The sequence below is a fragment of the Streptomyces sp. NPDC002566 genome, from assembly GCF_042889585.1.
Lineage (GTDB): Bacteria > Actinomycetota > Actinomycetes > Streptomycetales > Streptomycetaceae > Streptomyces.
Genome location: NZ_JBIARD010000004.1, coordinates 351337 through 368976 on the forward strand (window position 1 = coordinate 351337; position 17640 = coordinate 368976).

The 17640-nt window shown below is 72.9% G+C and carries 19 protein-coding genes and 1 pseudogene; 18 read left to right on the top strand and 2 right to left on the bottom strand.

Going from position 1 to position 17640, the window contains the following annotated elements; all coding sequences use genetic code 11:
• Nucleotides 1-77: 77 nt before the first annotated feature.
• The 7 genes and pseudogenes from ACFYXA_RS18710 to ACFYXA_RS18740 all read left to right on the top strand — a co-directional run.
• Entirely contained in the window at nt 78-287 is a 210-nt protein-coding gene (locus ACFYXA_RS18710; protein WP_351097890.1) for an MbtH family protein, read from the top strand.
• A gap of 34 nt (nt 288-321) precedes the next feature.
• Nucleotides 322-579: an acyl carrier protein gene (locus tag ACFYXA_RS18715; protein WP_352246729.1), complete on the top strand. Its 258-nt coding sequence runs from the start codon at nt 322-324 to the stop codon at nt 577-579.
• The gene (locus ACFYXA_RS18720; protein WP_389034018.1) at nt 576-1844 is read left to right on the top strand and encodes a beta-ketoacyl-[acyl-carrier-protein] synthase family protein; all 1269 of its coding nucleotides are present in this window, start codon (nt 576-578) and stop codon (nt 1842-1844) included. Before ACFYXA_RS18715 ends, ACFYXA_RS18720 begins: the two co-directional genes overlap by 4 nt.
• Nucleotides 1841-2914 carry a beta-ketoacyl synthase N-terminal-like domain-containing protein gene (locus tag ACFYXA_RS18725; RefSeq protein ID WP_389034021.1) on the top strand — a complete coding sequence of 358 codons (1074 nt, stop codon included), beginning with the start codon at nt 1841-1843 and terminating at the stop codon, nt 2912-2914. The genes ACFYXA_RS18720 and ACFYXA_RS18725 overlap by 4 nt, the downstream gene beginning before the upstream one ends.
• On the top strand, nt 2911-3663 hold the full coding sequence (gene fabG, locus ACFYXA_RS18730) for a 3-oxoacyl-[acyl-carrier-protein] reductase (protein ID WP_352246732.1): 753 nt from the start codon (nt 2911-2913) through the stop codon (nt 3661-3663). Before ACFYXA_RS18725 ends, fabG begins: the two co-directional genes overlap by 4 nt.
• On the top strand, nt 3660-4466 hold the full coding sequence (locus ACFYXA_RS18735; protein ID WP_389034026.1) for a 4'-phosphopantetheinyl transferase family protein: 807 nt from the start codon (nt 3660-3662) through the stop codon (nt 4464-4466). The genes fabG and ACFYXA_RS18735 overlap by 4 nt, the downstream gene beginning before the upstream one ends.
• A pseudogene (locus ACFYXA_RS18740) lies at nt 4463-5407 on the top strand (hydroxyacid dehydrogenase); the annotation flags it as partial. The gene ACFYXA_RS18735 and the pseudogene ACFYXA_RS18740, both read left to right, overlap by 4 nt.
• 137 nt (nt 5408-5544) lie before the next feature.
• On the opposite strand, the gene ACFYXA_RS18745 reads toward ACFYXA_RS18740, so the two are convergent.
• Nucleotides 5545-6618: a LuxR C-terminal-related transcriptional regulator gene (locus ACFYXA_RS18745; protein WP_389034029.1), complete on the bottom strand. Its 1074-nt coding sequence runs from the start codon at nt 6616-6618 to the stop codon at nt 5545-5547.
• A gap of 140 nt (nt 6619-6758) precedes the next feature.
• Here ACFYXA_RS18745 and ACFYXA_RS18750 point away from each other — a divergent pair, with 140 nt between their 5' ends.
• The 11 genes from ACFYXA_RS18750 to ACFYXA_RS18800 all read left to right on the top strand — a co-directional run bounded on the left by ACFYXA_RS18750 (nt 6759) and on the right by ACFYXA_RS18800 (nt 15988).
• Nucleotides 6759-7109 carry a hypothetical protein gene (locus ACFYXA_RS18750; RefSeq protein WP_352246735.1) on the top strand — a complete coding sequence of 117 codons (351 nt, stop codon included), beginning with the start codon at nt 6759-6761 and terminating at the stop codon, nt 7107-7109.
• 83 nt (nt 7110-7192) lie between these two features.
• A complete protein-coding gene (locus tag ACFYXA_RS18755) occupies nt 7193-7399 on the top strand; it encodes a hypothetical protein (protein ID WP_352246736.1) in 207 nt (68 codons plus the stop codon).
• 2 nt (nt 7400-7401) lie between these two features.
• Nucleotides 7402-7677, top strand: coding sequence for a chorismate mutase (locus ACFYXA_RS18760; protein ID WP_351097881.1), 276 nt, complete (start codon nt 7402-7404; stop codon nt 7675-7677).
• 78 nt (nt 7678-7755) lie between these two features.
• Nucleotides 7756-11715 carry an amino acid adenylation domain-containing protein gene (locus ACFYXA_RS18765; RefSeq protein ID WP_389034036.1) on the top strand — a complete coding sequence of 1320 codons (3960 nt, stop codon included), beginning with the start codon at nt 7756-7758 and terminating at the stop codon, nt 11713-11715.
• Nucleotides 11715-12491: an SDR family NAD(P)-dependent oxidoreductase gene (locus ACFYXA_RS18770; RefSeq protein WP_389034039.1), complete on the top strand. Its 777-nt coding sequence runs from the start codon at nt 11715-11717 to the stop codon at nt 12489-12491. Before ACFYXA_RS18765 ends, ACFYXA_RS18770 begins: the two co-directional genes overlap by 1 nt.
• Before the next feature lie 36 nt (nt 12492-12527).
• Nucleotides 12528-13565, top strand: coding sequence for a 3-oxoacyl-ACP synthase III family protein (locus ACFYXA_RS18775; RefSeq protein ID WP_389034042.1), 1038 nt, complete (start codon nt 12528-12530; stop codon nt 13563-13565).
• A 10-nt stretch (nt 13566-13575) separates the two neighbouring features.
• Nucleotides 13576-14538, top strand: a complete 963-nt coding sequence (locus tag ACFYXA_RS18780; RefSeq protein WP_389034045.1) for a zinc-binding dehydrogenase — start codon at nt 13576-13578, stop codon at nt 14536-14538.
• A gap of 39 nt (nt 14539-14577) precedes the next feature.
• Nucleotides 14578-14847, top strand: a complete 270-nt coding sequence (locus tag ACFYXA_RS18785) for a type II toxin-antitoxin system Phd/YefM family antitoxin (protein ID WP_389034048.1) — start codon at nt 14578-14580, stop codon at nt 14845-14847.
• Nucleotides 14840-15103, top strand: coding sequence for a type II toxin-antitoxin system RelE/ParE family toxin (locus tag ACFYXA_RS18790; RefSeq protein WP_389034051.1), 264 nt, complete (start codon nt 14840-14842; stop codon nt 15101-15103). The genes ACFYXA_RS18785 and ACFYXA_RS18790 overlap by 8 nt, the downstream gene beginning before the upstream one ends.
• 229 nt (nt 15104-15332) lie before the next feature.
• Nucleotides 15333-15599, top strand: coding sequence for a hypothetical protein (locus ACFYXA_RS18795; RefSeq protein ID WP_352246741.1), 267 nt, complete (start codon nt 15333-15335; stop codon nt 15597-15599).
• Nucleotides 15596-15988: a PIN domain-containing protein gene (locus ACFYXA_RS18800; protein WP_352246742.1), complete on the top strand. Its 393-nt coding sequence runs from the start codon at nt 15596-15598 to the stop codon at nt 15986-15988. The genes ACFYXA_RS18795 and ACFYXA_RS18800 overlap by 4 nt, the downstream gene beginning before the upstream one ends.
• Before the next feature lie 432 nt (nt 15989-16420).
• Here the strand turns inward: ACFYXA_RS18800 and ychF are convergent, their stop codons facing one another.
• Nucleotides 16421-17509, bottom strand: a complete 1089-nt coding sequence (gene ychF, locus ACFYXA_RS18805; RefSeq protein WP_389034056.1) for a redox-regulated ATPase YchF — start codon at nt 17507-17509, stop codon at nt 16421-16423.
• Nucleotides 17510-17640: the final 131 nt, after the last annotated feature.

Here is a 17640-nt window from a genome sequence, read left to right on the forward strand (position 1 = left end):
TTCACGAAGAAACTCCGGAAGCTTCCCGGACGACTCCGAACGCGAAATCCGGACGTACTCCCCGAGGAAGGGAAACCATGAAGAACAACCCGTTCGACGACGACAACGGCACCTTCCTGGTGCTGGTCAACGACGAGGGGCAGCACTGCCTCTGGCCCGAGTTCGCGGCCGTCCCGGCCGGCTGGACCACCGTCCTGCCCGCCGGTCCCCGCGAGGCCGCGCTCGAGCACATCGAGCGCACCTGGACCGACATGCGTCCGAAGTCCCTGATCCGCTCCGCCGCCTGACACGCAGGCCATCCAGATCCGAGAGGCAGCTGCCATGACTGTGAACATTTCCGTGGACGTCACGGCCGTCCGGGCCATCATCGTCGACACCCTCGAGCTCGAGGACGACGAGCTGACGGGCACCAGCCTGTTCATCGAGGACCACGGCGCGGACTCGCTGGGCGCCATCGAGATCCTCTCCCGCATCGAGAAGGAGCTCGGCGTCGTCATCCCGCAGGACGACCTGGTCAAGCTGGTCAACCTGGACGCCGTCCTCGCCGTCCTCGCCGGCGCGGAAAGGCGCCGGCCGTGAGCGCCCCCCGGAGAACGGACGGCCCCGCCGCGCGGCCGCGCCGCGTCGTCCTCACCGGCTGCGGCGCACTGTCCAGCATCGGCAACGGGATCGCCGAGTTCACCGAGGGCCTGCGGGCCGGCCGGGTCGGCACCGGGGACATCACCGTCTTCGACACCACCGGCTTCCCCAGCGGCCGCGGCCACCAGGTGCGCGACTTCGACGCCGCCGCCGTGCTCCGCCGGGTGCCGCCCGAAGCGACCGGCAGGGCGACGCGGTTCGCGGCCGCCGCCGCCCGGATGGCGCTCGACGACGCCGGCCTCGACGAGGCCTGGCTGCGCGAGCGGCGCGGCACCGTCGTCGTCGGCACCACCGACGGCGAGGTCGGCGAGCTCGACCTGCTGACCGAGTCCGCGCTCACCCTCGGGCTCGCCGCCTTCACCGGCGCGAGCCTGGGCCGGACCGCCACCGGCGGCCTCGCGCTCGGCGTCGTCCGCGAACTGGGCCTGTCCGACGTGGAGACCTCCACGGTCGCCACCGCCTGCGCCGCCGGCAACTACGCGATCGGCGCCGGGTTCGACGCCATCCGCAGCGGCCGCTCCGAATGGGCCCTGGTCGGCGGGGCGGACGCGTTGAACCGGAAGACCTTCGCGGGCTTCGCCCGGCTCGGCCTCATCGCGCCCGACGAGTGCCGTCCGTTCGACACCGGGCGGACGGGCCTGCTCACCGGCGAGGGCGCGGGCCTGCTGCTGCTGGAAAGCGAGGAGTCCGCGCTCGCCCGCGGCGCGGAGATCTACGCCGAGGTCCTCGGCTACGGCGTCAACTGCGACGCCTCGCACCCCACCGCGCCCGAAGAGGACAGCGTCGCCCGCTGCATCCGCCTCGCCCTGGAGAACGCCTCCGTCAAGCCGGAGGAGGTCGACCTGATCTCCGCGCACGGCACCGGCACGCCGACCAACGACACCACCGAGGTCGCGGCCATCCGCCAGGTCTACGGGGACCGGCCGCCGCGCACCGTCGGCGTCAAGGCGATGATCGGGCACACCATGGGGGCCGCCAGCGCCCTGGGCGCCATCGCGTCCGCGCTCGCCGTCCGGCACGGCTTCGTCCCGCCGACGGCCAACCACCGCACCACCGACCCGGACTGCCCCGTCGACGTGGTGCCGAACACGTCCGTCGACGCCGACGTGCGGATCGTGCAGAACAACGGCCTCGCGTTCGGCGGCAACAACGCCGTCGTCCTGCTCGGCCGCCACGAGAGCCCCCGAGGGGAGTACGTCCGATGAGTACCGCGGTCATCACCGCATGGTCGGCCGTGTCGCCGTACGGCACGGGCCGCGACCCGCTCGCGGCGGGGCTGCGCGCCCGCACCGAGGCGCCCGCGTCCGCCGGGCCCGAGGAGTGGACCGCGGACCCGGGGGCGACCGCCCGTGTCGTGCCCGGCTTCGAGGTCCGCGACGCGCTGGGGAAGGCCGGCACCCGGGGCATGGACCGGCTGACGGGCCTCACCGCGGTGACCGTCCGGGAGCTGCTGTCCGGCACCGGCCCGGACGGCGAGCACGCCGAGCTCGGCACCGGTCTGGTGCTCGGCATCGGCTCCGGAAGCGTCCAGGGGTTCATGGAGTTCACCAAGTCCTCCCTCGAAGGGGCCAGCCCCATCGACGTGTCACCGTCGAAGATCCCCAACATGGCGATGAACAGGGCCGCTTCGGCCAGCGCGATCCGCCACCGCCTCAAGGGCCCCAACACCACCGTGGCGGCCGGCCGGCTCTCCGGTCTCGTCGCCCTGGACCAGGCGCGCCGGCTCCTCGCCGACGGGCGCGCGGAGCGGGTACTGGCCGGTTCGGCCGAGGAGTACTCGGCGACCCGCGCCCACCTCACGCACGCCGCGCACGGCGCCGACGTGGTGCTGGGCGAGGGCTGCGTCATGGTGCTCCTGGAGTCCGGCGACGCCGCGACCGGCGAGCCGCTGGCCGAGGTGCTCGCGGTCCACCACCGGGTGGCGGCGGACGGCGACTTCGCCGGGGCGCTCACGGCGGCGGTGCGCGCCGCGCTCGCCGAGGCGGGCGTCGCAGCCGGCGCGGTCTGGGCGGCGGTGCCCTCGCAGGCCCCCGGTGCGGCGGGCGAGCAGGAGCTGCGGGTGCACGAGGAGCTGTTCCCGGCACGGGTCCGCGGCCGCGCGGCGTCCGTCGCGCTGCTCGGCGAGACGGCCGCGGCCACCGGGGCGTACCAGCTCGCGGCGCTGCTGTCGGAGCCGGGCGAGCCGGGCCGCGTCGCCCTGGTCACCACCACGGACCCGGACGGTCCCGTGGGGTGCGCGGTGCTGCGGCTGCTGACGGACGGGGCGGACGCGTGAGCGGCGGGGGGACGGCGGGCGACCGGCCGGTCGCCCTGATCAGCGGCGGCTCGCGCGGCATCGGCCGGGCCGTCGCCCTGCGGCTGGCGCGGGACGGGTACGACGTCTCCTTCTGCTTCCGCGGCGACGAACAGGCCGCCGCCAACGTGGAGAAGGAGCTGAACGGCCTCGGCGCCCGGGCGCTGGCGCGGCGGGTCGACGTCGCCGACGCGCAGTCCGTGCGGGACTGGGTGGAGGCAACCGAACGGGACTTCGGACCGGTGGCGGTCGCCGTCACCTCGGCCGGCATCACCCGGGACAAGCCCCTGCTGATGATGGGCGACAGCGACTGGCACGAGGTCGTGGACACCAACCTGGACGGCGTCTACCACGTCTGCCGGGCGGTGGTCTTCCCCATGATGAAGCGGCGGGCCGGCAGCATCGTGACCGTCGCCTCCGTCTCCGGTCTGTACGGCAATGCGGGGCAGACCAACTACGCGGCGTCCAAGGCCGGGATCATCGCCTTCTCGCGCTCCCTCGCGAAGGAGGTCGGCCGGCGCGGCATCCGCGTCAACGCGGTGGCGCCGGGCCTGATCGACACCGACATGTCGGCCGTGCTCGACGACCAGGTCAGGGCGCAGGTCGCCGAGCGCACCGCGCTGGGCAGGACCGGGCTCGCGGCGGAGGTCGCCGAGGCCGTGGCCTTCCTGGCCTCGGGCCGCGCCTCGTACGTCACCGGCGCGGTGCTGCCCGTGGACGGCGGGCTGTGACGGCCGGGGCCGCGGAACCGGTGCCGGCGCTCCGGCCCGGTGTCTGCCAGCTGTGGTGGGCGTCGTCCCGCGACGCCCACCCGGCGCTGCGCGGTCTCCTCGACGAGGACGGACGCGCCCGCGCCCGCCGGCTGCGGCAGCCGGCCGCGCGGGCGCTCCACGTCACCGCGCACGCGCTCGCCCGCACCGTGGCCGCCGCCCATCTCGGCGTTCCCGCCGGTGAGTTGACACTGACCGCCACCTGCAAGCGGTGCGGCGGCCCGCACGGGAAACCCCGCCCGCCGGGGCCGCTCGGGCTGTCCTGGTCGCACTCCGGCGACCGGGTGGTGGTCGCCGTGACGCTCGGCATAGAGGTCGGCGTGGACGTGGAGCGGATCGCCCCGTACGCCCCGGAGACCGCGGAGCGGGTGCTTCGCGGGCCGGAGCGCACGGTCCTCGCGGCGCTCCCCGAACCCCGCCGCCCGGCCGGCTTCGTGCGCTACTGGACGCGCAAGGAGGCCCTGCTCAAGGCGACCGGCGACGGGCTCTCCGTATCCCCCGAGCTGCTGCACGTCACCGGGCCCGACGCCTGGCCCCTGCTGCTGTCCTGGTCGGGCCCGGAGCAGCCCGGGTTCCCCCTGCACCTGTACGACCTGGACGCCGGCGCCGGCCATCTGGCCGCGCTCGCCTCCGTGGGCGCCCCGGTGCGCCCGACCGCGCACGACGGGTCCGCGCTGCTCGCCGCGGCCGTCGCGGCGGCACAGGGCTCCGCGACGCCCCGTGTCCTCACTCCTCACACATCGGAAAGGCCGGTCGCCCCATGAGTCAGTACGTCGTCCTCATCGCCGACGCGCTCAGCCCGCAGGCCGCGGAGGTCCTCACCCGGGACGGCTCCGTCGAGGTGCGGCACGTCGACGGCACCGACCGGCCGGCGCTGCTCGCCGCGCTCGCCGGGGCCGACGCGGTGCTGGTGCGCTCCGCCACCCGCATCGACGCCGAGGCCCTCGCCGCGGCGCCGCGGCTCAAGGTCGTGGCCCGGGCCGGGGTCGGCCTCGACAACGTGGACGTCACGGCGGCCACCGCCGCAGGCGTGCTCGTCGCCAACGCCCCCGCGTCCAACGTCGTCAGCGCCGCCGAGCACGCCGTCGCCCTGCTCCTGGCCCTCGCCCGGCACGTCCCGCAGGCGTCCGCCGCGCTCAAGGACGGCCGCTGGGCGCGGAGTTCGTTCACGGGCGTGGAGCTCGCGGGCAAGACGCTCGGCGTCCTGGGCCTCGGCCGGATCGGCTCGCTGGTGGCGCGCCGGTTCGCCGCGTTCGACATGGAGGTGATCGCGTACGACCCGTACGCGGACGAGGAGCACGCCCGGGCCCTCGGCGTGCGGCTGACCGGCCTTGACGAGCTCCTCGCCCGGGCCCAGTTCCTCACGGTCCACCTGCCGCTGACCGAGGCGACGGCCGGGCTGATCGGCTTCGACGCCCTCCAGCGCGTCCGCCCCGACCTGCGGATCGTGAACGCGGCGCGCGGCGGCATCGTCGACGAGCAGGAGCTGTACGCGGCGCTCAAGGAGGGCCGGATCGCCGGCGCCGCCCTGGACGTGTACGCGCAGGAACCCTGCACGGACTCCCCGCTGTTCGAGCTGGACAACGTGATCGCCACACCGCACCTGGGCGCGAGCACGCCCGAGGCGCAGGAGCGGGCCGGCACCCAGGCGGCCGAGTCGGTGCTGCTCGCGCTCACCGGCATGCCCGTGCCCGACGCGGTCAACGCGCCCCGTCCGCCCTGCGTGCCCGACCCGGTCGACACCGCCCGTACGTCCTGCGTGCCCGACGCGGTCGACGCTCCGCTCCCGTCGCCCGTGCACACGCGATGAGGTCGTCGAACGGCGCCGCGCGCGGGGCGGTCTCAGTCGCCGGCGGGCGTGTCCGCGACCGTCGCGGCGGGCGTCCCGCCGCCGTCCCCGACATGGATCTCGCCGGTGCGGGCGCTCCTGCCGAGCCAGCCGCGCTCCATGGCCAGCGCTCCCGCCTGATAGCGGCTGCGCGCCCCCAGACGGGCCATCAGGTCGGCGGTGATACGGCGGCCGGTGCGCACGGACACGCCGAGCTTGCGGGCGACGACGTCGTCGGTGTGGCCCTCGAAGAGCAGGTCGAGGACGGCCTGTTCCTGCCGGGTGAGCCCGTCCGGGTCCGCCGTGGTCGTCCGGTTCCCGCAGAGCGGCTGGGCGCGCGTCCAGGTCTCGTGGAAGAGCGAGACCAGGGCGGTGACGACGCCGGCGCCCCGCAGGATCAGCACGCCGCGGGCGGCGGCCTCGGGATCGATGGGCACGATGGCGGCCCGGCGGTCGAAGATGATCATGCGGGGCGGCAGCTGGGGCAGCACGCGCACCTCCCCGCCGATCTCGTTCAGCCAGCGCGCGTAGTTCAGCGTGGCCGGGTCGTTGCGCACCGAGTCCAGGTAGATGTAGCGGACCCGGACGCCGCGCTCGACGGTGGCCTTGTCGAGGGGCCGGGCGGCCTCCAGGGCGGCCTCCGTCTGGGCGCCGCCGGGCGCGAACACCTCGACGCTGCTCTCGGCGCCCTGCGACAGCCGCTCGATCTGGGAGTTGATGGCGTCCAGGCCGGTGTAGCGGCGGACCTCGTCGGTCTGCGCCTCGGTGTCGTCGCCGTACTCGGTGAGCATCTGAGTGATGGCCAGACGGGTGGCGGCGACGGCCTGCTGATGCTGGGCCAGCTCCCGCTCCTGCCGCTGCAGGAGGCCGGCGAGCCCGAACTCCGGGTTGACCAGGCGGACCTTGCCCAGTTCCTCGGAGGAGTTCCGTACGAGGGTGAGCTCGGCCAGCCTGTCCAAGGTGCGCTCGGCGCGCTCCACGGGCCAGTCGAGCCCCTCGGCGATCTCCGCCACGCCCGCCCTGGGCCGCTTCAGAAGGATGCGGTACACCGCCTCGGCGTCCGCATCAAGACCCAATTGTCCCGTCACTCGACTCCCCCCGAAGTTCCCCCGCCGACTGCACGAAGCAGACCACAGTCCCCCCGATCATCCCAGCCCACTCCGAGTCAGGGCAACCTTACGCAGGGGTACAGGAGTCGGTTCACGGAATATTCGCGGAGGGGCAACTCATGTACCTGGTGACGACGACCGTGCCCGCCGGAGCGCTGCCCGGCGAGCCCCCGCTCATCGACCGGATCCGCCGTGTGGCACGCCCCGAGGACCATCTGGAGCACGTCCACGTACTGCGCGCCCCCGACGGCGGGACGCACCTGACGCTGTTCCTCGGCCATGCCGACAGCGGGGAGACCGAGCGGGCGGCCGCCCGTCTGGTGACGAGGGCGCTGCCCACGGCGGTCGGCGCGCAGCTCGGCTGGGCGCCGGCCCGGCCACTCGTCAGCGCCCTGGAAGAGCTCGGCGTGGGTGCCCAAAACAGGTTGCCTGACAGGGAGTTGCCATCACAGGACCCTGACATTGCGTAGTGCTGACGGGACTCGCGGTGAGTGTGAGGATCGCATCACCGAGAACGACCACCCCACCGACATGAATGTTGGAGACGACACCCATGCGCATCATCACCCGCAGCACCGCCAAGCCGGCCACCCGCAGAGCCGCCACCGTGGCCTTAGTCGCTCTCGCGGCCCTCGCGGCGGCCCCCTCGGCCACGGCCGCGGAGGAGTCCCCCGCCGGCGGGACGATCTCGGCCACGGCGGAGCTGACCGAGACGGTCGTGAACCTGCTCGGCCCTCTCGGCCACACCTGGGGCAACTGACCATGCCGCAGACCCGGTCGACCGCACTCGCGGACGTGTCCGCCCTCCGCGCCGACCTCGACGTCGTGGACGCGGAGATCCGAGCCCTGGTGGAACGCCGCCGCGAGCTCTCCCGCGAGATCCAGCGCATCCGCCAGGCCGCCGGCGGCACCCGTACCGACCTCACCCGCGAGATGCGCGTCATCTCCCCCTACGCCGAGGCGTACGGACGGCAGGGAACGGCCATCGCGATGGCGCTTCTGGAGATCTGTCGCGGCACCGGTGCCACTTCCCGGTAGCCGTACACCCCCCACACGCAGCAGCACCGCACGGGAGGGCCGGGTCGTCCGGCCCTCCTCACACGAGAGGGCTCCGACGTGTCTGGTTCACCCGCCGGCTTCCCGTCCCGGCTTCCGCTCACCGAAGGCCAGGCCGGGATCTGGTACGGCCAGCGGCTGGACGCCTCGAAACTCGCCTACGCCTACGCCGAGTTCCTGGACATCGAGGGGCCACTCGACCCGGAGCTCCTCCGGGAGGCCGTCCGCAGGACCTTCGCCGAGGCGGAGGCGCTGTCGGTGTCCTTCGGCGAGGACGCGGACGGACCGTGGCAGCGGGTCGGGGCCGTACCGGACCATCCCGTGCCGCTCGTCGACCTGACCGACGAGGCGGACCCGTGGCGGGCGGCGCGGAAGTGGATGCGCGCACGCGTCCACTCCCCGCTCGACCCCGCCGGGGGCGAGGTCCTGCGCACCGCGGTGCTCCGCCTCTCACCGGAGCGGCACCTGTGGTTCTGGCAGCTGCACCACATCGTCTCCGACGGTGTGGGCTCGCTGCTCCTGGTCCGGCGCGCCGCGGAGGTCCACGGCGCGCTGGCCGCCGGCCGGGCACCGGCCGCCACCCCCTTCGGTCCCCTCGCCGCCCTGGTAGAGGAGGACCGGCTCTACCGTGCCTCGGCCGGCTTCCAGGAGGACCGCCGCTACTGGCTCGGCGTGTTCGACGACCTCGACCGCGTACCGGCGTTCTCCGACGCGTCCCTGCCGCCGACGGGCGTCGCGCTCAGAGAGACCTGGTACGCGGACCCCGCGCTCCGGGAGCTGCTCGCCGCCTTCACCCGCGCCCACGGCGTGAAGTGGCCGCGCGCGATGGTCGCCGCGTTCGCCGCGTACACCGCCCTGGTCACCGGCGCGTCCGAGGCCGTCCTGGGGCTCCCGGTCTCCAACCGGCACACGGACGCGGCCGCGACGACCCCCGGCATGGTCTCCAACATCGTCCCGCTGCGGGTCGCCTGCTCCCCGCAGGACAGCTTCCTGGACCTGCTCGCCCGCGTCAGCGCGACGATCGACGAGACGCGTGCCCACCGCCGGCACCGGTTCGAGGACATCCGGCGCGACCTGCGCACCCGGCGCGGGACCGCCCGCGTCTTCGGCCCCACGGCCAACGTCATGTCGCTCGGCACGCCGCTGTCGTTCGACGGATGCCCCGCCCGGCTGGGCAACCTCGCGCCGGGCCCGATCGAGGACTTCATGCTGGGCGTGTACGCGACGCCCGAAGAACTGACGTTCACCCTGGACGCCAACCCGGGCCTCTACGAGACCGCCGAACTCGCCGCTCACCGGACGCGGTTCGACGCGTTCCTCCGGCAGGTCCTCACGGGGGCCGGCCGTCCCCTCGGCGAGATCGGCGTCCTCGGCGACGAGGAGCGGCGCGCCCTCCTGCGGGTGCGCCCGCGCCGGCCGGAGTCGTCCGGCGGACCCCCCACCCTCGTCGCCGCGTTCGAGGAGCGGGCCCGCCTCGCCCCGGCCGCCACCGCCGTGACGTGCGAGGGCGAGGCCCTGACGTACGGGGAGCTGAACGCGCGGGCCAACCGGCTGGCCCGTCTGCTCCTGCGGCGCGGCTGCGGCCCCGACCGGCTGGTCGCCGTCCGGCTGCCGCCCTCCGCCGGCCTCGTGGTGGCGCTCCTGGCCGTCCTCAAGGCGGGCGCCGCGTACGTTCCCGTCGACCCGGAGTACCCACCGGAGCGCGTCGAGTCCCTGCTCGCGGACGCGAAGCCCTCGCTGCTGATCGACGCCACCGCCCACGCGGCACCGTCCACACCGCTCCCCGGTCCGGCAGTTCTGGCGACCGACGCCGGGGACACCCTCGCGACCCTGGCCGCCCTCCCCCCGGACGACCTGCGCCCCGAGGAGCTCGGCCGTCGCCTCACCCGGGACGACGCCGCCTACGTCATCCACACCTCGGGCTCCACCGGGCGCCCCAAGGGCGTGGTCGTCCCGCACGGCAACGTGCTCGACCTGTTCTCCGCGAGCCGTGAACTCTTCGACCTGCGCGCGGACGACGTGTGGTCGATGGCCCACTCCTTCTCCTTCGACTTCTCCGTCTGGGAACTGTGGGGTCCCCTCCTGCACGGGGGCCGGCTCGTCCTGGTGCCCCCGGCCGTCCGCCGCGCGCCGGAGCGCTTCCTCCGGCTCCTGGTGGACGAGGCCGTCACCGTCCTGAGCCAGACGCCCTCGGCGTTCCGGCAGCTCCTCCAGGCGTACGCGGACGATCCGCCGCTGGGCCGGCGACTGGCTCTGCGCTACGTCGTCTTCGGCGGTGAGGCGCTCGACTTCCGGCAGCCGGCGCAGTGGTACGCGCTGCATCCAGGCGACGAGCCGGTGCTGGTCAACATGTACGGGATCACCGAGACCACGGTCCACGCCAGCCATCTGGCGCTCGACCGGTCCCGCACCGCCGGCCGGACCGGGAGCCTGATCGGGCGCAGCCTGCCGGGCCTCGCGCTGTACGTCCTCGACGAGCGGCTGCGCCCCGTTCCCCCCGGGGTCACGGGCGAGGTCTACGTGGCCGGCGCGCAGCTCGCCCGCGGGTACCTGAACCTCCCGGGGCTCACCGCCGCGCGCTTCGTCGCCGACCCGTTCGGGCCGCCGGGCTCCCGCATGTACCGGTCCGGCGACCTCGCCCGCCGCACCGCCGAGGGCCTCCTGCGGTACGAGGGCCGCGCCGACGACCAGGTGAAGGTGCGCGGCTTCCGCATCGAGCTCGGCGAGATCGAGGCCGAGCTGCGGGCCTGCCCGGCGGTCGCGGACTGCCGCGTCGTCGTCCGGAGGGACGCGGTCGGCGACAGCGTGCTCGCCGCGTACGTCGTGCCCACCGGTCCGGCGGATCCCGACACGGCCGGCCTGCGCCGCCGCCTCGCCCGCCGGCTCCCCTCCCACATGGTGCCGGCCACCGTGACGGCGATCGACCGGATCCCCCTCACCTCCAACGGGAAGCTCGACCGGCGCGCCCTGCCGGACCCGGTCGTCACCGGCGGCCGGGACGACACGGCGGCGACACCCACCGAGCGGATCGTCCTGGACGCCTTCCGGAGCGTCCTCGGGGTGGCGGACCTCTCGGTCCGCGACGACTTCTTCGACCTGGGCGGCGACTCCTTCAAGGCCGTACGGGTGGCCCGCGCCGTCGGCCGGGGCACCGAGGTCCTCGACGTCTTCCAGCACCCGACGCCGCAGCGGCTGGCCCGCCGGGTCCAGGAGCTCCACGACACCGGAGGGCGACGCCTCCTGCGGCCCCTGACCAAAGTCGGGGACGCCACGACAGAGCGGACCCCGACCCTCGTCTGCGTCCCCTACGGCGGCGGCACCGCGGCGGCCTACCACCGCCTCGCCGCCGAACTGGCCCCCGGGATCGCGACCTGGAGCGCCGCGCTGCCCGGCCACGACCCGACGCACGCCGGCGAACCCCTCCTCGGCCTGGACGAGACGGCCGACCTCATCGCCGCGGAGATCCTCGACGCGATCGACGGCCCCTTCGCCGTGTACGGCCACTGCGCCGGCTCGGCCCTCGCCGTCGCGGTCGCGCAGCGCGTGGAGCGGCAGGGCCGGCGGCCGGCCGCCGTGTTCATCGGCGCCGCGCTGCCGTCCACCGCTCCCGTGCCGGAACTGGAGCGCGCCCGGGACTGGCCCGCGGACTCCCTTTACGCCCACATGAAGTCGCTCGGCGGCTTCGACGGCGTCCTGGACGAAACGGATCTGCGGACGGTCCTGGCGGTGCTCCGGCACGACATGACACAGGGCCTGCGCTTCCAGATCGAGGCCGAGGAGGGCCGCCACCGGCTGCTCGACGCGCCGCTCGTCGTCGTCATCGGCGACGAGGACGCCGCCACCCGCGGCTACGCGCACGCGTACACGGACTGGAAGCGGTACGCGGCCCACGTCGAGCTGGCCGAGATCCCCGGCGGCGGGCACTACTTCGTCACCCACCGGCCGCGCGAGCTTGCCGCGATCATCTCGGAACGTCTCGGCGCCTCCCGGCGTCCCGGCGGCCCGGACGAGGAGAACTGATGTCATCCACCACGTCAGCGCTGGTCACCGGCGGCACGTCCGGCCTCGGACTCGCCGTCGCCGCGAGGCTGGTGGCCTCCGGTGTCGTCCCGGTCCTCCTCGGCCGGAGCGAGGAGCGCGGCGAGGCGGCGCTGAAGTCCCTCGACGGGAAGGCGGTGTTCGTCCGCAGCGACGTGGCGAGCGAGCCGGACGTGACCGGGGCGCTGGACGCGGCGGAGCGGCACGGCCCCCTCCGCGCGGTCGTGAACTGCGCCGGAGTGCCGCACGCGGCACGGGTGCTCGGCCGGTCGGGCCCGCACTCCCTGGACCGGTTCGTGCAGGTCGTCACGGCCAACCTGGTCGGCACGTTCAACGTCGTACGCCTGGCCGCCGCGCGCATGGCCGCGAACGAGCCGGCCGGCGAGGAGCGCGGCGTGATCGTCAACACCGCTTCCCTCGCGGCCTTCGAGGGGCAGGTCGGGCAGGCGGCCTATGCCGCGTCCAAGGGCGGCGTCGTCTCCATGACGCTGCCCCTCGCGCGCGAGCTGGCCGGGTCGCTGATCCGCGTCGTCACCGTCGCGCCGGGCTTCTTCGCGACGCCGGCGGTCGCCTCGGTGCCCGAGGCGGCCCGCGCGGAGCTGGACCGCGATCTCGTGCATCCGCGGCGGTGGGGCGACCCGGCCGAGTTCGCCGCGCTGGTCGCCCATGTCATCGACAACCCGATGATCAACGGCGAGACGATCCGCGTCGACGGTGCGGTGCGGATGTCGTCCGGCCTGCGGCACCGCAGTTCTTGACAGGGCAGTGTCCGAGACAGGGGAAGCGAGTCCACCATGACGGGGTCCGTCGACAGTACGCGGGTGCCCACCGGCGTCGGCATACGCTCCATAGGCGTCTGCCTCCCTGAGCGGGAGGTCACCAACGCGCAGCTCGTCGAGCGCTTCGACACCAGCGACGCCTGGATGCGCGAGCGGCTCGGCATCACCGGCCGGCGGATCGCCGGGCCCGACGAGTTCACCTCGGACCTGGCGCTCGGCGCTTTGGAGGACGCCTGCAAGCGGGCCTTCGTGGACCCAGCGAGCATCGACCTGCTGATCTGCTGCACCTCCACCCCCGACCACATGATCCCGGCGGTCGCCACACTGGTCCTGCGCAAGGCGCAGGTCCGCGGCGTGCCCGGCTTCGACGTGAACGCGGGCGGCTGCGCAGGCGGCCTCTTCGCCCTGGACGTCGGCCACAAGTACATGGAGTCGGGGCAGTACGAGCGCGTCGCCGTCGTCGTCGCCGACACGGTGGCCCAGCTCAACGACCCGGACGACCGCACCCAGCACGCGATCTTCGGCGACGGCGCGGCCTGCTACCTCCTGGAGCGCTGTGCGGACAGCCCCGGCATCGGCCGGACGCTCCTCGGCACGGACCCGGAGCGCTACTACACGGCGTATATCGAACGCGTCGCCGAGGAAGGCCGGCTGAACCGCTTCAGCGGAGCGAACGTGACGCGCATGGACGGCAAGGGCGTCAAGGACTTCGCCCTCTCGGTGGTCCCCGGCTTCGTCGACGAGGTGATCGCGTCGGCGGGCGTCGCCCTCGACGAGCTGAAGCTGATCGTCACCCACCAGGCGAACCCCGCCCTCGTACGGGAGCTGGTCCGCCGCCTCGGCCAGCCGGCCGGCAAGGCCGTCATCGTCGCCGACCGGTTCGGCAACACCAGCGGCTCCAGCGTCGTCATCGCCCTCGCCGAGGCCGAGCGCACGGGCCGCCTCGTCCCCGGCGACAAGGTCCTGCTGCTCGGCTTCGGCGCCGGCATGAGCTACGGCGGCACCGTCGTCCACTGGTGCGGCGGCGAGAACTTCCCGCAGCGGGAGTGGTGAGCTCCCCGACATGTTCGCCGCCTACGCCGCCGAGATCGGACTGCCCGAACCCTTGCGGGGCCTGCGCCTCGGGGAGCTTCCGGCCCCGCGCCCCCGCCCGGGCTGGAGCCGCGTCACCGTCAGGGCCGCCTCGCTGAACCACCACGACCTGTGGTCGCTGCGCGGGGTCGGCCTCACCGCGGAGCGGCTCCCCATGATCCTGGGCACCGACGCCGCCGGCGTCGACGAGGACGGCAACGAGGTCGTCGTCCATCCCGTGGTCGGCCTCACCGGCCACGGGCTCGCCCCCGGCGAGTCACGCTCGATCCTCACCGAGAAGTACCAGGGCACCTTCGCCGAGCAGGTCACCGTCCCCACCGCGAACCTCGTCCCCAAGCCCCCCGGCCTCTCCTTCGTGGAGGCCGCCTGCCTCCCCACCGCCTGGCTCACCGCCTACCGCATGCTCTTCACCCAGGCCCGCGTCCGCCCCGGCGACTCGGTCCTCGTCCAGGGCGCCGGCGGCGGAGTCGCCACCGCCGCGATCACCCTCGGCCGAGCCGCCGGCCTCCGCGTCTACGCCACCAGCCGCGACCACCTCAAACGCGCCCGCGCCCTCGCCCTGGGCGCCACCGACGCCGTCGAACCCGGCGCGCGCCTGCCCCACCCGGTCGACGCCGTCCTCGAGACCGTCGGCGCCGCCACCTGGTCCCACTCGGTCCGCTCGCTCCGCCGAGGCGGCACCCTGGTCATCTCCGGCGCCACCACCGGCGACCGCCCCGCCCACGCCGAACTGACCCGCGTCTTCCGCCGGGAACTGACCGTCATCGGCTCCACCGTGGCCACCAGGGACGAGCTGACGTCCCTGCTCGCCTTCTGCACCACCACCGGCACCCGCCCCACCATCGACCACACCCTCCCCCTGACCGAAGCCCCCGAAGGCTTCACCCGCATGTCCTCGGGCACCCACTTCGGCAAGATCGTCTTCACCCTCTGACCGTTGTGTACACATGGCACACTCGGTACGCTTGAGCGCATGACGCAGCCACTCCCCATAGAGTCCATCCGCGATGTACGTGCGCACCTGGCCGAGGTCGTGGAGCGCGCCGATCGAGATGACGTGCCCACCGTGATCACCCGACGGGGCAAGCAGGTTGCCGCCGTCGTCTCCATCGAGGTGCTCCGCAAGTACCAGGAATGGGAAGAGCGCGAGATCAACCGGATCATCGACGAACGCATGGCCAACCCGGCATCCGGCATCCCGATCGAGGACATCATGGGGGAGACGCTGGCGCGCGGTGAGTGAATACCGAACCGTCTTCCGGCCGGAGGCACAGGCCGAACTCCGGAAGGTCCCTCGCGACATAGCCCTGCGCATCCTGGCCAAACTGGCCGAACTGGAGAGCGACCCCCTCGGCTTCAACACCACCGCGCTCGTGTCACAGCCAGAACGCCGTCGACTGCGGTTCGGCGACTACCGGGTCCTCTACACGATCGACAAGGGAGAGCTCGTGGTGTGGGTCGTCCACGTCGGGCATCGCTCCACGGTTTACGACACCTGATCCCGACTCCACTCCGACGGGGAGCAGGTCGAGATCCAAAAGGCGTACGCACACCATTCCGCCGATGCCCAGCCACAGGGCGACGAAGCGGCCCAGCCACTCCCCCGCGCTGACCGAAGTCAGCACGGCTCCGCGCAGGTCAGACGGCCTTCGCTGGGTCAACTAGACGGTGAAGCGGCTCTCCTGCCACGCCTCAGCCGCGAAGGCCATATCGCGCTATGGTTGATGTATGGCTACCAAGAAGGTGACTATCACTCTCGACGAATCTCTGGTCGAAGCCTTGGCCGGAGCCGCCGAGGAAGAAGGCATCCCGCTGTCCCGGTTCGTCGCCGGAGCAGCAGAACGCGAGCTGCGCCTGCGGGCCGGCCGGGCCGTCATCCAGCAGTGGCAGGCCGAACACGGCGCCTTCACCCCGGAAGAGCTCGCCGCCGCCCGCGCGGATCTGGCCGCCGCCGACGCCGAATACCTCAGCAGCTCGGGAGTCTCGGCCGCGTGAACATCCCCTACCTGTACGACGCCGGGGTGCTCATCGCCATCGACAACGACGACCGGCGCATGTGGGCCCGCCACAGCCTGGCTCTCGAAGACGGCAGGGACATCCACGTCCCGTCCGTCGTCGTCAGCCAGGCATGGCGGGACTCTCGCCGCCAGGTCAGACTCGGCAAGTTCCTCGCCGGGTGCCACGTCGTGCCCGTCGGCCTCGAAGCCGCCAAAGCCGCAGGCATCCTCTGCGGCAAGGCGGGCACCTCCGACATCGTCGACGCCACCGTCGTGACCATGGCAGCCAGCCTCGGGGCCATTATCTGGACCTCGGACCCTGACGACATCCGCACCCTCATCGACGCCCAGGACATCAAACCGGCCACTGTCGTCCGCACCGTGTGACCACAAATGATCTCCGACAACAAGCCTCTACGGGCCCCCGCACCGCAGGCACGGCTACCTGATCCCGCTCGGAGCTGACAGCAGTTTCCTCCGACGTGAGCTGCCCCAACGGTGCTCCGAAAGGGGCTCGCGTGCCACCGTCGCTCTCGCGTCCCAGTGCTGGATGCGCCTGACGGCTGTTGTTCCGCTTTGCTCCCGCCGCAGCGCCTCGGCAATCGCAGGAAACTCCGTGAGCAAGCCGCACGAGACGCTCTGGGACCGCAAGCGGGCTGGCCTGCTTCGCAGCATCGCGGAGTGAGGCGATCCACTGCCAATCAGGCGCAGCCACTCGGCAGGCATAACTGCCTGCAAACGCCAGCTAAGGGGCCGAGTTCACGAGAGGGCTCGACCCCGAACTCGGACGTCAACGAGTCGCGTACAGCAATTGATCGATCACACGTTGAAGCGGAACTCCACCACATCCCCGTCCTGCATGACGTACTCCTTGCCCTCCATGCGGGCCTTGCCCTTCGCGCGGGCCTCCGCGACCGAACCCGTCTCCACCAGGTCGGCGAAGGAGATGACCTCCGCCTTGATGAAGCCCTTCTGGAAGTCCGTGTGGATCACGCCGGCCGCCTCGGGGGCCGTGGCGCCCTTCTTGATGGTCCAGGCGCGGGACTCCTTGGGGCCGGCCGTGAGGTAGGTCTGGAGGCCGAGGGTGTTGAAGCCGACCCTGGCCAGAGTCGCCAGGCCCGGCTCCTCCGCGCCGACCGACTCCAGCAGCTCCATGGCGTCGGCCTCGTCGAGCTCCGCGAGGTCCGCCTCCAGCTTGGCGTTCAGGAAGATCGCCTCGGCCGGGGCGACCAGAGCGCGCTGCTCGTTCTTGAAGTCTTCGTCCACCAGTTCGTCCTCGTCGACGTTGAAGACGTAGAGGAACGGCTTGGTGGTGAGGAGGTGCAGGTCGTGGAGGAGCTCGTTGCGCTCGGTGCCCTGGACGATGCCGTGCGCGAAGAGCGTGTCGCCCTTCTCCAGGATCTCCTTCGCCTCCTCGACCGCCTTCACCTTCGGGGCGATGTCCTTCTTGATGCGCGACTCCTTCTGGAGGCGCGGCAGGACCTTCTCGATGGTCTGGAGGTCGGCGAGGATCAGCTCGGTGTTGATCGTCTCGATGTCGTCCTTCGGCGAGACCTTGCCGTCGACGTGGACGACGTTCTCGTCCTTGAAGGCACGGATGACCTGGCAGATCGCGTCCGACTCGCGGATGTTCGCGAGGAACTTGTTGCCGAGGCCCTCGCCCTCGCTCGCGCCGCGCACGATGCCGGCGATGTCCACGAAGTCGACGGTCGCCGGGAGGACCCGCTGCGAGTTGAAGATCTCCGCCAGCTTGGCCAGGCGGGGGTCGGGGACGCCGACCACACCGATGTTGGGCTCGATCGTGGCGAACGGGTAGTTGGCCGCGAGCACGTCGTTCTTGGTCAGGGCGTTGAACAGGGTCGACTTGCCGACATTCGGCAGACCGACGATTCCGATCGTGAGCGACACGTTGCGACTTCCCGTAGTCAGAGGGCCAGGGGGCCAGACGGCCAGGGGCCAGCGGGCTGGCCGATCCACCAGTTTACGGCGTGCCCGGGCCCGGCCCCGCTGGCCTCTCGAACGCAACCTCGAGGCCCGTC

Excerpts from the sequence above, each read along its gene's own strand:
- ACFYXA_RS18710 (WP_351097890.1), top strand. The coding sequence starts at position 78 with ATGAAGAACAACCCGTTCGACGACGACAACGGCACCTTCCTGGTGCTG.
- ACFYXA_RS18715 (WP_352246729.1), top strand. The coding sequence starts at position 322 with ATGACTGTGAACATTTCCGTGGACGTCACGGCCGTCCGGGCCATCATC.
- ACFYXA_RS18725 (WP_389034021.1), top strand. The coding sequence starts at position 1,841 with ATGAGTACCGCGGTCATCACCGCATGGTCGGCCGTGTCGCCGTACGGC.
- ACFYXA_RS18750 (WP_352246735.1), top strand. The coding sequence starts at position 6,759 with ATGTACCTGGTGACGACGACCGTGCCCGCCGGAGCGCTGCCCGGCGAG.
- ACFYXA_RS18755 (WP_352246736.1), top strand. The coding sequence starts at position 7,193 with ATGCGCATCATCACCCGCAGCACCGCCAAGCCGGCCACCCGCAGAGCC.
- ACFYXA_RS18760 (WP_351097881.1), top strand. The coding sequence starts at position 7,402 with ATGCCGCAGACCCGGTCGACCGCACTCGCGGACGTGTCCGCCCTCCGC.
- ACFYXA_RS18770 (WP_389034039.1), top strand. The coding sequence starts at position 11,715 with ATGTCATCCACCACGTCAGCGCTGGTCACCGGCGGCACGTCCGGCCTC.
- ACFYXA_RS18775 (WP_389034042.1), top strand. The coding sequence starts at position 12,528 with ATGACGGGGTCCGTCGACAGTACGCGGGTGCCCACCGGCGTCGGCATA.
- ACFYXA_RS18780 (WP_389034045.1), top strand. The coding sequence starts at position 13,576 with ATGTTCGCCGCCTACGCCGCCGAGATCGGACTGCCCGAACCCTTGCGG.
- ACFYXA_RS18785 (WP_389034048.1), top strand. The coding sequence starts at position 14,578 with ATGACGCAGCCACTCCCCATAGAGTCCATCCGCGATGTACGTGCGCAC.
- ACFYXA_RS18795 (WP_352246741.1), top strand. The coding sequence starts at position 15,333 with ATGGCTACCAAGAAGGTGACTATCACTCTCGACGAATCTCTGGTCGAA.